Source organism: Pseudoalteromonas rubra (assembly GCF_001482385.1).
Lineage (GTDB): Bacteria > Pseudomonadota > Gammaproteobacteria > Enterobacterales > Alteromonadaceae > Pseudoalteromonas > Pseudoalteromonas ardens.
In genome coordinates, this window is sequence record NZ_CP013611.1 from 260,393 (window position 1) to 275,768 (window position 15,376).

Here is a 15,376-nt window from a genome sequence, read left to right on the forward strand (position 1 = left end):
AACGCAAGCTATTTAAGGAGACATCTAGTGGCAAAGCGCATAAGTAAATTCACTCCATTGGCATCCACCATTGCTTTAAGTTTGGGGCTATCCGGCTGCAGTCTTTTTGATGATGATGACAATAATGTCCCGGTGACGACCCCCCAGGAAGTTGAAAGCACGGTAACAGCAAACTTTTCGGTTGCTATATCAGGCAAGGCTGTAAAAGGTACGCTCAGTGGTGCCCAAGTGAGTGTTAAGGCACTTGATGCTCAGGGAAATATGGTTGACCTTGCATATCGTACTCAGGCGGGCGAAGAATCGGCAACAGAGAAAGCGCTTAACACAGAAGATGCAAAGCAGAAAGCTGAAGCAAAGTTAGTTGCTTCTAACCCTGCCGACGTCAAAACAGACGCTCGTGGTTTCTTCCAATTGTTTGTTGATGAAAACTTCACTGGTCCGGTTTACATTACGGTTAAAACGACCAAAGATGGAGACGCGTTGGTAAAATGTGATGCGTTCGTTGGATGTGGTGAAGGCGTTGCCATTGATAATGGTGATGGGATCGTAAAAGACAACGGCAAAATTGACTTTGGCGAGTGGTACAAAGATGACATTGAATTGTCGGTTGTGAAAATCATTGCTCCCAACACAGCTGCGCGATCTGCGTCGGCTAAAAATCAACCTAGCTTTGCCGATGGCGACAATAACCAGTACACAGCTAACGCGACTATTTTTACTTCAACAGCGGTAAAGTTGCTGCTGGACGCAGCCGCAGAGCAGGGCATTGATGCAGCAAAAGTCGGTGAAGCCAGTACTCGAGTACTCAAAGCCTTGGTAGGTAACACTCAACTTGTTGCTTCTCTGACTGGAGACTTGTCTTTGGGCGGTGCAGTTGACTTCACCGATGTTGGTCAGGGCGAGTCTATTGACGAGGGTGTACTTGCCCTTATCCAGGTTGCTTCTACTCTTCAAGCGATTGCCGGTAAAGAGGGTAAAAGTACTGATGAAGTGCTCGATACCCTCTCAGAGGATGTTGGAAGTGGAGACTTAACGCAAAGTGATACTTTCAGCAAGGTGAAAGATGAAACCTCGAAAGCTGCTAAGATTTTGGTTGCTATGGTGAGTAATGATTTATCTGCGCTAGAACAAGCTTTGATTGATGCTGGGGTTCCTGCAGATGACGCAGCTTCAGTCGCTGAAAAAGTCAATGAAGCAAAGGACAAGGCTGTTGAAAATGGCGCAACCACAGATGATGACTTAACTAAAGATGTCGAGCAGGTTAAAGAACAGCTTGAGGATTTAGGTAACGAAGACGTTGTCATACCGGACGAAAATGACGAAAATGATGTTGCAAACGCAACGTTATTAACAGCCATCAATGCGAGCTCTTCACAGCTTGATTCAGCGGATACTGATCTGTCTCAGCTCAATACAACCTTAGCGGACGTTCAGGAACTGTCTGAAACGTTGGACACAAAAGAGCAAGCAACGGCTTACTTTGCAGCTGCCAGTCAGCTTAGCGCAAGCTTCGATGCTCAAAAAGACGTAATCGCTGCCATTTTTAGCGCTGAGTCCACAAATATCGACGCTCATATCGCAGCCGCTCAGGCACTTGTAGATATAGACACTAAATATCAAGCTACGCTGGATCTGGCGACAGAGTTGAAAGGTAAGTTAGAAAGTCTTGTTCAATTCAACGATAGTATTGCGACACAAGTGGCAGAGCAGATTAGTAATGCAACAAAGGCAGTGGAAGACTTTGACGTAAAACTTGAGGCTTCAGCACAAGCAGCAACGTCTGCACTTGAGTCTGCTACGACGGCAAAAGATGCGTTCACTGAGCTTGAGACAGCACTCAAAACGGAAATTTCAGCAGCGAATAATCTGGTTGAACAAATCGTTGATCTTGACTCTGCGATTGCGGCACTTGATGCTGTGACGTCAGCCCAGGGTTCATTAAGTAACGTTGCCGGCCTATCACAAGACTTTACAACCAAGGCAACAGTGGCTGTTACGACTGCTACAGACTATAAAGCGGAAGCAGACGCGCAGGGCGAACAGGTTGAACAGGCAACTGAAGCACTGCAAAACGCGCAACAAATTAAAGCAGAAGCTGACACCGCAGCATCTAGTGTTACCGCTTATACCAGCGAATTAAGCACTGCTGAGGAAACGGCGCAGGAGCGCAAGCTTGCCTATGAGCAACAACTTGAAGACGATAGGGAGCTAAACGAGGCGCTTGTCGGCCAGATAAGTGAACAGCTGCAGCTCTTAAGCGTGCCTCAGGGCGAGATAACGGGTTTTGAGACTGAGTTGGTGCAGGTAAAAGAAAAAGGCACGAATACCAATACAGTAGACCTTGCGACAGAGTATTATCTGGCTGCCTTAAGCCTTCAGACGGCAGTGTCTGTTGATAAGCAAAATGGCTGGAACACGACCTTGTCAGGTGTTTCTGATAAAGCTCAGGAAATTGTCAGTTCAGCGACCGCGTTGGCGAACAGAAATAGTGAGTATACGTCTACGAAAGACAATGCAGATGCGTTGTTAGCATCAACTGAGCAAACACAAGCTAAAGTGTCTGCTTTGGTATCTGGCATTGATGCTGAAGTCAGCAATGCAGAAGCGAAACTAACCCTAGAGCAACAAATTGCAGCGGCATTGAAGCTCGCTCAGGATACAATCACTGAAACGCAAACTGCCGAGACTGAGGTTGCTACCAAGCAAGCCGAGTTCGAAGCCGCTTATAATGAGGCTCAGGCTGCGTTTAACAATATAGAAAACTTGGGGACAGCCCAACAGGCACTGGATGCAGCGGTCGCAGCGGTCGCTGCAGGCGACGCATACAAGCAAGCTGTTGCGAATTATGTTGAGCTATCCAATGCTGCTGTTATTGCAGCGCAGAACTATAAAAACTTAGTGGATAGTCGTGAAGCTGCATCATCAGTGACGATTCAGACAGATAGCGAGGATCCCACTGAGCTACTGACATTGGCCACTGAACTACAAGTGAAAGCGGTTGCTGCAAATACTGAGTTTGAACAAGATTCACGTCCTGCGGAAGCTGCTGAACTACAGACGCTCTCTGAAGAAAAGAGAGATGGGTATGTCGCTGATAATGACAACACCGAAATTGGTAAGCAAGGCACAGACAAACTGGTAAACATCAGCTTTGTTACCAAAGAAGGGGCTGATGCGGTCTTTAATGCTGGCGAAATTATATACGATGTTGTGAAGGATGTCTGGGATTCAGGCTTAGATAGCGGCGTACACTCGGGTGTGGCGCCAAACTTCCCACAATGGAGCTACAGCTATGATACTGAGAGCTATAAACTGAATTTGGAAAATACTCAGGGCGAAGAGCAGATCGATGCAACAGGGCAGGTAAACTCAGGTGCTCAGAGTAAGATCTTGTTTACTTGGTCAGGCTTGCTGAAAGCAGACTCTGGTCAGAAAATTGAGATTCAAAGTGCCGATTTGGCTGAGTGTGAACGTTGGGCGCTTGACGTTATTGCAATGCCAAATGCCTCTTGTACCATTCTTTACGTTGATGGCAGTATTCAGAAAGTTGAAGATGCGCGTGATTTTGATATTTCTCGTGGCAAGACCTTTAACGTTGTAGAGTTTGTTGATGGTCAATATGGCTTTAGTGGACACTTCTCATCCGAGGCGACGGCAGTCGATGCTCAGGGTAATCCTCTACCGCTGTTCACTGACGGTGCCATTGAACTTGCAGACGTGACTTTGTCAGGTGATAGTGAAGGGACCGAGTTTACTGCGCATTTTGATCTGCGCAATGAAAGTGACAACAATGAACTAGGCTTGGCCAATATTATATTGGACAACTTTAACGGATATGTATTTAAGGTCAGTTTGATCGATGAGGCTGGTCCGTTACTGGGAGATGTGTCAATCAACAATGATACGACCCAACCAATCAAGGTTGGTGACGTAGAAGAGGTAACCAATGGCTTCCGCATCGACTATATCAACGGAGAGTCAATCGAATATACAGATATCGATTTTTTAGGCCAGTCAAATAATTAAAACAGGCCTGGATTAAGGGGGAAAGGTAAACCTTTCCCTTTTTTTTGTTAAAAGTGAAGTTTATGAAATTAAAAAAAACCTCTCCATTGCTTATTTTTCTTGGTGTTTCCTCAGTTAATCAGGCTTATGCAAGTTCCAGTGACATTGAGCTCATTCACCAGTTTCACAGCGAAATTTATACTGAGGCCCAGCCCGTTAAAGCATTTGTCGAAGATTTTGATAAACCTTTGACCCATGGCGACAGTGCTTTTACCTATAATGTGTTTGAACTGGGTATGAAATACAAAGGCATTGGGTTTGGCGCTCAGAGCCGATTCGATTATTTACTTGCTTTTGATCCCGATACGGCACGTTATACACACACAGAAAAAAATGATCTACCATTTGAACGTCGTAATTATCGCTATTATCTGAGAGGTAAGCAGGCGACAACCAACGGGGTTTTTCTAAGTTACGATTTTACGTTGCTGGATGAGCGCTTAGTCATTACACCAAAGTTTACGTATTTTCAAAGTACGCACTTTCAGGATGCGGTAGTCGACGGCACCATTTTTGCGGATGAAATTGAAGGGAAATTACAGACTGAGTACTACTTTTCCAAAGATATCCTATTTAAGTCATTTACACCGACAGAAAATCCGGAAGGGGAAGGCTATAGTTTTGATCTTGCGCTTAGCTGGCAGATCACACCTGATTTAGATATTTGGGCCGCAGCCAAAGACCTGATGTATGAGACTAAGTATGAGGGAGTTGGGTTTGTCAATGGATTTACTACCGATATTCCTTTTACAGAGAGAGAAGATGGGATAGATACAACACCGTCTGTCAGATTGCGTACCTCCGCCTATGACCAAGAAATCGAATACACCTTTGAGCAGAATGCCAGATACTATCTGGGCGTGAACTACCGTATTAACAATCAGTTTTCTACCACACTAAAAGCACGCAAGTTTATTGATGATACCTTCGTTCAGGCAACCGTATCCTATCATTTTGGAGAAAGCTGGGAGCTATTTGGTGGGTATGAAACACATAGCGAGGCTTTTGAGTTGGGAATTAAAACTCGCCATGCAGGCATATCGGTGAAAATGGACAACCCTGATATTGAAGATGCGCATTATGTAAATTTGAACTGGTTTCTTAACTTGGCATTTTAGGGGGTAAAAGGTGCAAAAAATCAATAAAATCTTACCTTTGTTGTTGGCTGGTACTTTAACCGCATGTGGTGGAAGTAGTGACCCGGCCCCGACTGTGAACGATGCTGAGCCTGGGCTTGGCCATGATGTTACTCAAGTTCCTTCAGCGTCTGCGGCTTTTTATGTGCCCAAATTTGCTGATACCTCAGGGACATTGACAGTCACTCAGGTCAGTTCAAGGGAAACACAGCAGTTTACCGTTAACGATCTAAATCAAATGACCATCGCCCTGGACGCAGGCAGGGTGTATCAATTTGAGTTTAGCCCAAGCTCCGAACAAGTATTCTGTCCCAGAAAGCTGGGATGTGGCCGAGCTCTGCGTGACGATCCAAATGACCTTAATGGCAACGATGAAATTGATTTCGGCGAACCTGTCTCTGCGAATGTGTCATATTCTCTGGCAGCGAAACTCATTGCCGGCCAAAATCAGCTGTATTTCTCTTCTTACGCAACATTGCTGAGCGAATCGCAGTCAGACAGTACAGTATTGTCTTTGACGAATACACCGGTTTATCACCTGAGTCACAGTCGTATCAATCAGTCATTGCAAGCAGAGTATGCTGCCAGAGCATTTACATATGCGGATATCATGAGGCAGCTAAATATAGAGGTGCGTCAGGATGACCAGATATCCCCCCTGGCTGATGCCTTTGAGCTCGCTTATAAGCACAGCGACAATACGCTTTGGCAAAGCTATATTGACGAAGTCAATCAGTACTTCATAGAAACACTGTTGGACGAGAAGGACAGCATACTGTTTGCCAATGTTGTCGAACAGGTGCTACTGAATGCCAATGAAGCATTGCAATTGCAAGATATGGTAACGCTGGCAGACTCTGAGACAGTGTTTAACAATGACTTGCTTGATCACTTCAGGGATTCTCTGGGCGTAGTCCGCCTTCAGGAGGAAAAATACAGTGATGAACTGGATATCAAACTGCGCGAGATAGAGAATCTTGCTACTGATGAAGCTGTACAAGAGTCGTTTTTGGCTCTTTCAGAGGCGATCTACAATGTTGTTGATGCTGTGTCTCCAGCCCGCAACTCTGAACCTGGTAATTATCAGGTTAATGATCTCGATATAGTATATACAATAGATCCGTCGTTCAACTGGCGAGTAACTGGGTTCAATAGAGGGTTTGAAGTCAGTATTGACGTCACTATGCCCGAGTGGCGTAAAAGCCCAACTTTGGGCGACCGCATCGCTGGGAGTGGTGTTGCATCTGTGCGTAAAGGTGACGTGTCTTTAGAAGCTGACTTGGACGATATCTTTTTATTGTTCGATGGCTCTATTGATGATGAAAACCTGAAAACGGCCACAGGCACTTCGCGTTTTGCAGGGAAGATCACCTTACAAACATCAGCCTCGACTACTAAAGCGGATATGAGATTACGTTTAAATCGGGTAATGTCTCCTCGCAATTCGGTTGAAAGTATCCTTGCCAATCTGCGTGTACGTGGTGACTTTGAAACTGCCAATCAGATAACACCTGTGACTTTGTATGCTGCTGAACGATCTCCCTTTGAGTTCGATACCAGCCTGGATTTAGCATTCGGGTTACATGTCGACTTTGATCTCAAAGGCGGTCCTGATTTTCAATTACAGCTGGCTGTTGATGATCCCAGCAATGTCACAAATTTGAACTCTGCTGAGATCAGCTACCTTCTCGGTGGCAGGGTTATGCAACTTGATGTGCGCCGCTCTGGAGACAACAATAACATTGTTGCGCAAGGAAAAGATGGATACTGGCTGGATATAAAACAAAAGGGTCGTAATTTCACAGGGGGTTATTATTACGGTGACCAGCAAATCGGTGACGTGAAAACGGTACGAGGGATCCCTGGTGTTTTATTCCCGGATGGGAGTTTTGAATCCCTGTTCTGATGGTGCCTGTTACTGTTAGAATAATGCTTTTATTTGAAAGGGCCTTCGGGCCCTTTTTGAGGTTTTAAGAGGGTAAGTTTGAATAAAAGCCATGTTATTGAACATTTAAGGTTTGCGTTGGAATGCAAGCTGCAGGAGGCACAAGAGGCCGCGGATAGTGCCCGTGCCGATGCTATCCATGAACAAAGCGCTGCGGAAACTCAGTATGATTCATTAAGTATTGAGTCTGGCTACCTTGCCGAAGGACAGAGCGAGCGGGTCGATCAGGCGCATAAAGCCATTCAGGCATTTGAGCAGACGTATACCTTAAGTCGTCCCGATGTTGTTCAGGTGGGGGCACTGGTTGAGTTGGTTGACGAGCAGGGTCAGCATCATTGGTTTTATGTCGGCCCCTGCGAAGGCGGATTAAAAGTGATTTTGGGCACCACAGAGGTGAGAGTGATCACGCTTGCGTCTCCTATCGGCCTGGCCCTCCGGGGGCGTGACCTGGGTGAAGAGATTGAATTTAATTTCAATGGCACAACGCAATGGCTGGAGCTACTTGAGTTACAGTGATTATGAAAAGAGCTTTTTTCTGACCACTTGCCGATACTGGCTGGGGGTCTGATTCATCGTACTTTTGAAGACCCTGGTAAGTTGCCCTTGAGAGCTAAACCCACAAGCCATTGCCATTTCCTGAATGCTCAGGTTAGTGGAGGCCAATAGCTCAGTAACCTGACGTACCCGAGCCGTTTGCAAATAATTCGCGGCAGTTTGTCCGGTTGCAGCTTTGAAACGGCGGTTGAACGTTCGGTAACTCATACCAAATTGCGCGGCAACGTCGGGGAATGTTATTTCATTCGCGCTGTTGTTGCGTAACCAAAATTGGATTGAGGCTATTTGCTCATCGCTATGTCGGTCCACTGCACCTTCAAGGTATCTTTGTTCTTCATAGGGTTTTCGCACTTCATGAGAAAAGTTTTGTTGCACATGATTAGCTGCTTCCTGACCATAAAACTGGCCTATAAAGTGGACAATTACATCTGCCAGCGCGTTTAAGCTTGCGACGGTATATAGTCGCTCTGATTGGGTGATGAAGTAATCCGGACGCAGGGCAACTAAGGGGTAATTACGCTTAAACTGTTCAGCATAATGCCAGTGAGTTGTTGCTGAATGTCCGTCAAGGATCCCTGACTCAGCCAAAAAGCAAACGCCAGTTCCAACGCCAATCAGTGTGGCTCCTGAGCGCCGTGCCTGGGCTAAGTTCGAAACCAAAGAGGTATTTTTTCTCAGCACCGGGCGAGGGTTGCGCCAGATACTGGGAATAATAATGTAGTCGAAATCACTCAATGCACTGAAGCTGGTGTGTGCTGAAAAGGGCACGCCCATTGATGAGTGAACAGCTTCTCCTGTCTCACTTAGCCAGGCAATTTCCAGCGGTACAAACTCATTGCCCAGATGGCGCCTTGCAAACGCTTCACCGGCGCGCAGCATTTCTATGGGTAATGTTATGCTGGTTATGAGCATTTGCTCATAAAGTGTGAAGGCAATACGGTGATTGTAAGTATCCATCTCATCCGACCTCTTTGTGGTGGCGTAATTTGCATGTTATATGGCGAAAAAAGTAAAGTATCATATTTTCCTTCGTTCTAAAATCGGTTCATTAGTTTTATTTGATAAGAGTTTGATATGACAGCATTACCAATTATCGTAGGTATGGGCGGTGTAAATGCCGCTGGCAGAACCTCGTTCCATCAGGGCTTTCGTCGCATTGTATTAGACAGCCTGGATGATGCTGCAAGGCAGGAAACTTTCCTGGGTTTAGCGACTTTGATGAACCTGGTGTCTTTACAGGGATCGGAGTTGGTAACAGCTGAAGGCGACATCGTTCAGCGTGACGAAATTGAAGCACGCTTTGGTCAGCAGATTGTTGATGGCACATTAATCCGCAAAATCGAAAAAAACCACTTTGATGTAGATGCAACGCATTGGCAGCAAAAGCTGACAATGCAGGCCAGCGATAGCCATGGTTTAACCTTTACGTGCCGCAAACGTGATTTACCAACGCCTGTACCGTCTAGCTGGCAGATTGAAATGCTGGATGAAAAAACGGCTCAGGTACTTATTCCAGAGCAACTAGCTGTAAAAGTGGATAGTTACAGAGACAATCCGATTAAAGCGGCTGGGCAACTGCCAACCGGATTTGACCCCTCGGCCATGTATAACAGCCGTTATCAACCACGAGGTTTGCAAGCCACCATTTTTGCCGCGACCGATGCTATCCGTTCCACTGGCCTGGACTGGCAGAAAGTGATGAACAGTGTTGAGCCGGATCAGATTGGCACTTATTCGGCTTCGATAGCAGGTCAGGTAAATGATGAAGGACTTGGTGGGCTTATTCGGAGTCGCATGAAAGGGGAGCGGGTGAGCACCAAGCAGCTGGCATTGGGTCTGAACTCTATGTCAACTGACTTCATTAATGCTTATGTGACGGGCAGTGTGGGTACTACATTCTCGACGACAGGTGCTTGTGCGACGTTTTTGTATAATCTTCGTGCAGCAGTTAATGACATTCAGGCAGGCAGAACCCGTATTGCCGTGGTTGCCAGTGTTGAGTGTGCGTTAACCCCGGAGATCATAGAAGGCTTTGGCAATATGGGCGCGCTGGCTAACGAAGAAGGCCTGCGTAAGCTTGATAACACCGACCAGGTCGATTACCGCCGTACCAGCCGCCCATTTGGAGAAAACTGTGGCTTTACTATTGGAGAAGGCGCACAGGTAACTATCCTGATGGATGATAAGTTAGCGCTTGAGCTAGGCGCCGATATCATGGGGTCCGTTGCAGATGTTTATGTTAATGCTGATGGGGTGAAGAAATCGATTACAGCGCCTGGTCCGGGTAACTATATTACTATGGCAAAGTCAGTGGCATTGGCTGAGCAGATCGCGGGTACTGAAGCGCTTCAACAGCGTAGTTTTATTCTGGCACATGGTTCCAGCACACCGCAAAACCGCGTGACTGAATCTTTGATTTACCATCGCATTGCAGAGACATTTGCTATCGAAGGCTGGAAAGTCACTGCGCCTAAAGCATTTGTCGGCCATACCATTGGCCCGGCATCTGGTGACCAGCTAGCAATGGCACTGGGTGTCTTCAGTCATCAAATCATGCCAGGTGTGACGACCATCGATGCGGTGGCAGAAGACGTTCATGATCAGCATCTGGATATCCGTACCCACCATTATAACTGTGGAGAAATGGATATTGCTTTTATTAACTCCAAAGGGTTTGGTGGTAATAATGCAACTGCAACGGTACTGTCGCCAGCCATCACTCTGAAAATGTTATCAAAGCGCTACAGTGATGCCGCGCTTTCAGAGCATGGCGCCAAACTCGCAGAGACGAAGCAGCAGCAAGTGAGTTACCAGAAGGCTGCTGATCTGGGTCAGTATGAGCTTATCTACCGATTTGGTGATGGTATGATTGATGAATCCGAATTGCAGCTGAGTAAAGAAGCCCTGGAGATCCCTGGCTTTGATAAAGCAGTCAAGCTGAACGTCAATAACCAGTATGGTGATTTGACGGATTAAAATACTATGTTAAGCAAACAAAAGGCGCGTTAGCGCCTTTTTTTGTGCTGGTTACTTCAGATATTGCGCATGGAAGTCGAGGTGCGAATCGATGAAGGTCGAAATAAAGAAGTAACTGTGGTCATATCCCGGTTGCATGGTTAGTGTAAACGGGTGATCTGCTGCCAGAGCCGCTTGCTCCAGAGCTTCTGGCTTCAGTTGCTCTGCGAGGAACTGATCGGCATCGCCCTGATCAACCAGGATAGGTGCTTTCTTATCCCCCTTATTTTGCCTGAGCAGGTGACAGGCGTCGTAAGCTTGCCATGCTGTGCTGTCTGCGCCCAGGTAGCCTGTGAATGCTTTTTTGCCCCAAGGACAATCCACTGGATTAGAGATTGGACTAAATGCCGAGATACTCTGATAGCGGGTTGGGTTTTTCAGTCCGATGATCAGTGCGCCGTGGCCACCCATGGAGTGTCCCGCTATGGCACGCTTATCAGAAACCGGAAGGTGCGCTTCGATAAGCGTTGGCAGCTCGTCACTGACATAGCTATACATCTGGTAGTACTTATCATAGGGGGCTTGTGTCGCATTGACGTAAAAGCCTGCGCCCAATCCAAAATCATAGCTATTTTCCGGATCATCCGGGATCTCTTCACCACGCGGTGATGTATCCGGTGCAACGATTGCTATCCCCAGTTCGCCGGCACGTTTAAACGCGCCAGCTTTTTGCATAAAATTCTCGTCGTTACAGGTCAGCCCTGACAGCCAGTAAAGCACAGGTACAGATTGGCCTTTAAGTGCTTGCTCAGGTAAAAAAGCGGCAAAGGTCATTTTACATTGAGTATGCTGGCTATCGTGCTGATAACGTCGGTGCCAGCCTCCGGCGACTTTGTTTTCGCTCAATAATTCCATAATGTGCTCTTTTATAAATGGATCACCGAACGAATACTCTTACCCTGATGCATTAGTTCAAATGCTTCGTTAATGTCATCCAGTGACATCGTGTGGGTAATAAAGTCATCCAGTTTAAATTCACCTGCCAGGTATCGCTCGACGATTTCTGGCAGCTCTGAACGGCCTTTAACACCGCCGAATGCCGTACCCCGCCATACCCGGCCGGTTACCAATTGGAAAGGACGGGTAGAGATTTCCTGACCTGCACCCGCAACCCCGACGATCACGGATTCGCCCCAGCCTTTGTGACAACATTCCAGTGCACTACGCATAACGTTCACGTTACCAATACACTCAAATGAGAAATCAACCCCTCCGTCAGTCATCTCGACGATAACTTCCTGAATAGGTTTGTCATAATCATTTGGATTGATAAGATCCGTTGCACCGAGTTTTTCTGCCAGCGCATATTTGTCTGTATTGATATCAACGCCGATGATCCGACTTGCACCAGCCATCACAGCACCAATCACGGCTGACAGGCCAATACCGCCCAGGCCAAAGATGGCGACGGTATCGCCAGGTTGAACTTTGGCTGTATTCATCACTGCACCCATCCCTGTTGTTACCCCACATCCTAACAGGCAGATCTCTTCCAGTGGCGCAGTTTTATTGACCTTAGCCAGAGAAATCTCTGGAAGAACAGTATATTCTGAGAAGGTTGACGTGCCCATATAGTGATAAATAGGCTCGCCATCTTTGTAAAAACGGGTGGTCCCGTCAGGCATGACCCCTTTGCCCTGAGTCGCACGGATTTTTTGACATAAATTTGTTTTACCGGAAGTACAGAACTTACATTCGCCACATTCCGGTGTATATAGTGGAATAACGTGATCACCTATTGCGACACTGGTTACACCTTCACCTACGGCTTCAACAATACCGCCGCCTTCGTGACCTAAAATCGCTGGAAAAACGCCTTCCGGATCTTCTCCTGATAGGGTGAACGCGTCTGTATGACAGACACCTGTGGCAACGATTTTAACCAATACTTCGCCTGCTTTAGGCATCATCACATCCACTTCTTCAATGCTCAGTGGTTGTCCTGGTCCCCAGGCAATCGCTGCCCTTGATTTAATAAACTCAGCCATCATTACTCCAGTTTTGTAGTGTGAAAACAAAAGTATAACTTGCTGTGAGAGTTTGATAATCTTAAAAATTAAGAAAGACTTTTACGTATTTGTAATAATGGATAGATGGTCAGGTTTAGATGAATTTGTCGCGGTTGCGACCAGTGGGTCCTTCACAGCGGCAGCACAGCAGTTAGACACCTCAGTAGCACAGGTCAGCCGTCGGGTTAAAACCCTGGAATCTGAACTCGGCTATCAGTTACTGACTCGAACAACCCGAAACTTGTCACTGACACCCGAAGGTCAGGTGTTTCTCGGTCATGCCAGGTTGCTCCAGCATGCCTATGATGACGCAACGACGGCACTGAGACAAAGAGACAGTGAGCCCACGGGTAAGATCAGGCTGACAGCTCCTGTGATGTACGGCGAGCAATACATTATGCCGTTGGTACATCAGTTTATGTGTCATTTTCCTTCGGTCACGGTCGATATGGAGCTCACCAATGCACAGTTAGATCTGGTGGAGCAGGGCGTCGACCTTGCAATTCGGATCGGTCAACTCAAAGACTCCTCACTACATGCAAAGCGCCTGTCGCAAAGGCGCACTTTGGTGTGTGTTTCACCACAATACTTAAGTCAGCAGGGCCCTATTACAGCAATCAGAGATCTGGAGAAACAGAACTGTCTGTTGGGTAACGCACATTACTGGCGCTTTATGGATCACGGCGTGGAGCGACACGTTAAGGTAACAGGTACATTGAGATGTAACAGTGGTTGGGCGTTACTGGATGCGGCGAAGCAGGGATTAGGCGTTGTTCAGCTACCACACTATTATGTGCAAGATGCCATTGAACGTGGTGAACTAGTAACAGTGCTGGATGCATTTGCACCAATGGAGGAGGGGATCTGGGCGGTGTATCCGCCCAGAAAGTATTTGTCTACGGCTATCCGTGCACTAATAGACTTTTTGGCCGACGCGCTCTAAGCATCGATAGTATCGCTCTGCATCGCTTCCAGCGCTCTGGTCAATGCCTGCTCGCGACTCTTGCAGAAGGCATGATCACCCAGTTTGCTACGAATATCGAACTTCTGAAGTTGCTCACTCGTGTCTTTATTTGGTGAGTAAATAAAGACCTGACAATTAGCATCCAGTGCATCACTAATGGCGTTTTCAATTGCGAGGCTGACGGTCACGTCCAGCATGGCCACATCACTTAAATCAAGTACCATGGTTTTATACTCACCGATATGGCGATGCTGGCGGGTGATTGCTTTAGATACACTAAAGATCATTGGGCCTGACAGATAAAAGAACAAGAGCTTGCCTTTGGCCTGCTCTAATAACGCACGCTCGTGTGTAGAAAGTGGTACGTCTTCATCAGCATCGCCGTCACTGATGGCTTTTACATGTTGTTCCTGAACCCGGCTGAGGCGTTCAATCACCATAATATTGGAGATAAAGACGCCAAGGCCAACTGCAACCATCAAATCGACGAACACTGTCAGCAACATAACACCATACATGATGGCCATCTGACTAATGCTGAGCTTATGTGCACGCTGAATGAAGCTCCAGTCCAGAATGTTAATCCCGACATATACTGCGATGCCGGCGAGCACAGCCATCGGGATCGGTTCAGTCAGACTGCCAGCCACAAATACAACGGCCATTAGGATCAGGGCGCGGAAAATCCCTGCTAACGGGGAGCGTGCACCTACCTGTATGTTGACAACTGTGCCCATGGTGGCACCGGCACCCGGTAGTGCGCCGAAGAAGCCTGCAATCATGTTTGCAATACCCTGACCACGTAGTTCTTTATCAGAATCGTGCTCTGTACGCGTCAGACTGTCACCGATAACGGCTGTCAGCAAGGTATCAATGCACCCTAAGGTACCCAGCACCAGGGCATCGATAACCATTTCGGTAAAGAGTTCCGGGGTAAAAGTTGGCCAGACAATTTCAGGCAAGCCACTGGGGATCTCACCAATTCGGCGAATGCTGTCAGTATCAAACAGCAAGATTGAAATTAAGGTAACAATGACTAGTGCAACCAGTTGAGCAGGCACATACTGGCGATACTTCTTAGGCATGTAAAACAGCACACCTAAGGTGAGGATCCCTAAAAAGAGCTCAGAGAAATGTAAATTGAGAAATAGCTCAGGAAAAGCGGATAACGTACCTGGCACACCGCCTGGGGGGGCTTGATGCCCGAGCAAGGGAGCCAGTTGCAGTATGATTAATATGACACCAATTCCGGACATAAACCCGGAGACCACGCTGTATGGCATCAGGGTTACATATTTACCAAGCTTGAGCGTGCCCAGTAATATCTGGAATGCACCCGCCATCATCACCACTGTGAAGGCCATTGCTGGCCCCGCTTCGGGGTATTTTGATATCATGGTGGTCAGAACTGCTGTCATAATGACCGTCATCGGGCCAGTTGGTTCTGAGATCAGAGAAGTAGAACCGCCAAATAAGGCAGCGAAGAGGCCAACGAGAATTGCGCCCCACATACCGGCTTCAGCTCCGGCTCCGGATGCCACGCCAAAGGCGAGGGCGAGTGGTAGGGAAATGATCGCAGTGGTCACACCACCGAACAAATCTCCCTTGAAATTCATATGTTTAAATCTTGATAACGAAAACATTGAAGGTCCATACCGCGAGATTTGCCGCATTCTACACTAAAACC

Annotated in this window: 10 protein-coding genes; 6 read left to right on the forward strand and 4 right to left on the reverse strand. The window is 47.1% G+C overall.

Going from position 1 to position 15,376, the window contains the following annotated elements; all coding sequences use genetic code 11:
• Positions 1–27 precede the first annotated feature (27 nt).
• The 4 genes from AT705_RS01165 (at position 28) to AT705_RS01180 (ending at position 7,662) form a co-directional block, all read left to right on the forward strand.
• Positions 28–4,026 (forward strand): hypothetical protein, encoded by a 3,999-nt coding sequence (locus AT705_RS01165; protein ID WP_058795138.1) that lies wholly within the window; start codon positions 28–30, stop codon positions 4,024–4,026.
• 62 nt (positions 4,027–4,088) lie between these two features.
• On the forward strand, positions 4,089–5,183 hold the full coding sequence (locus AT705_RS01170) for a hypothetical protein (RefSeq protein ID WP_058795139.1): 1,095 nt from the start codon (positions 4,089–4,091) through the stop codon (positions 5,181–5,183).
• Between the two features lie 10 nt (positions 5,184–5,193).
• On the forward strand, positions 5,194–7,107 hold the full coding sequence (locus AT705_RS01175) for a hypothetical protein (protein WP_058795140.1): 1,914 nt from the start codon (positions 5,194–5,196) through the stop codon (positions 7,105–7,107).
• Between the two features lie 117 nt (positions 7,108–7,224).
• On the forward strand, positions 7,225–7,662 hold the full coding sequence (locus tag AT705_RS01180) for a GreA/GreB family elongation factor (RefSeq protein ID WP_237113763.1): 438 nt from the start codon (positions 7,225–7,227) through the stop codon (positions 7,660–7,662).
• On the opposite strand, the gene AT705_RS01185 is transcribed toward AT705_RS01180, so the two are convergent.
• A complete protein-coding gene (locus AT705_RS01185) occupies positions 7,663–8,658 on the reverse strand; it encodes a GlxA family transcriptional regulator (protein WP_058795141.1) in 996 nt (331 codons plus the stop codon). It lies immediately after the preceding gene.
• Between the two features lie 117 nt (positions 8,659–8,775).
• On the opposite strand from AT705_RS01185, the gene AT705_RS01190 reads away from it, so the two are divergent.
• On the forward strand, positions 8,776–10,677 hold the full coding sequence (locus AT705_RS01190) for a beta-ketoacyl synthase (protein ID WP_058795142.1): 1,902 nt from the start codon (positions 8,776–8,778) through the stop codon (positions 10,675–10,677).
• Between the two features lie 51 nt (positions 10,678–10,728).
• On the opposite strand, the gene fghA is transcribed toward AT705_RS01190, so the two are convergent.
• Positions 10,729–11,571, reverse strand: a complete 843-nt coding sequence (gene fghA, locus AT705_RS01195; RefSeq protein ID WP_058795143.1) for an S-formylglutathione hydrolase — start codon at positions 11,569–11,571, stop codon at positions 10,729–10,731.
• Between the two features lie 11 nt (positions 11,572–11,582).
• On the reverse strand, positions 11,583–12,704 hold the full coding sequence (locus tag AT705_RS01200; RefSeq protein ID WP_269465266.1) for an S-(hydroxymethyl)glutathione dehydrogenase/class III alcohol dehydrogenase: 1,122 nt from the start codon (positions 12,702–12,704) through the stop codon (positions 11,583–11,585).
• Positions 12,705–12,801: 97 nt separating this feature from the next.
• Here AT705_RS01200 and AT705_RS01205 point away from each other — a divergent pair, with 97 nt between their 5' ends.
• Positions 12,802–13,668, forward strand: a complete 867-nt coding sequence (locus AT705_RS01205; RefSeq protein ID WP_049865177.1) for a LysR family transcriptional regulator — start codon at positions 12,802–12,804, stop codon at positions 13,666–13,668.
• Here the strand turns inward: AT705_RS01205 and AT705_RS01210 are convergent.
• Entirely contained in the window at positions 13,665–15,332 is a 1,668-nt protein-coding gene (locus AT705_RS01210; RefSeq protein ID WP_058795145.1) for a SulP family inorganic anion transporter, read from the reverse strand. The two genes, AT705_RS01205 and AT705_RS01210, sit on opposite strands and share 4 nt — an antisense overlap.
• Positions 15,333–15,376 lie beyond the last annotated feature (44 nt).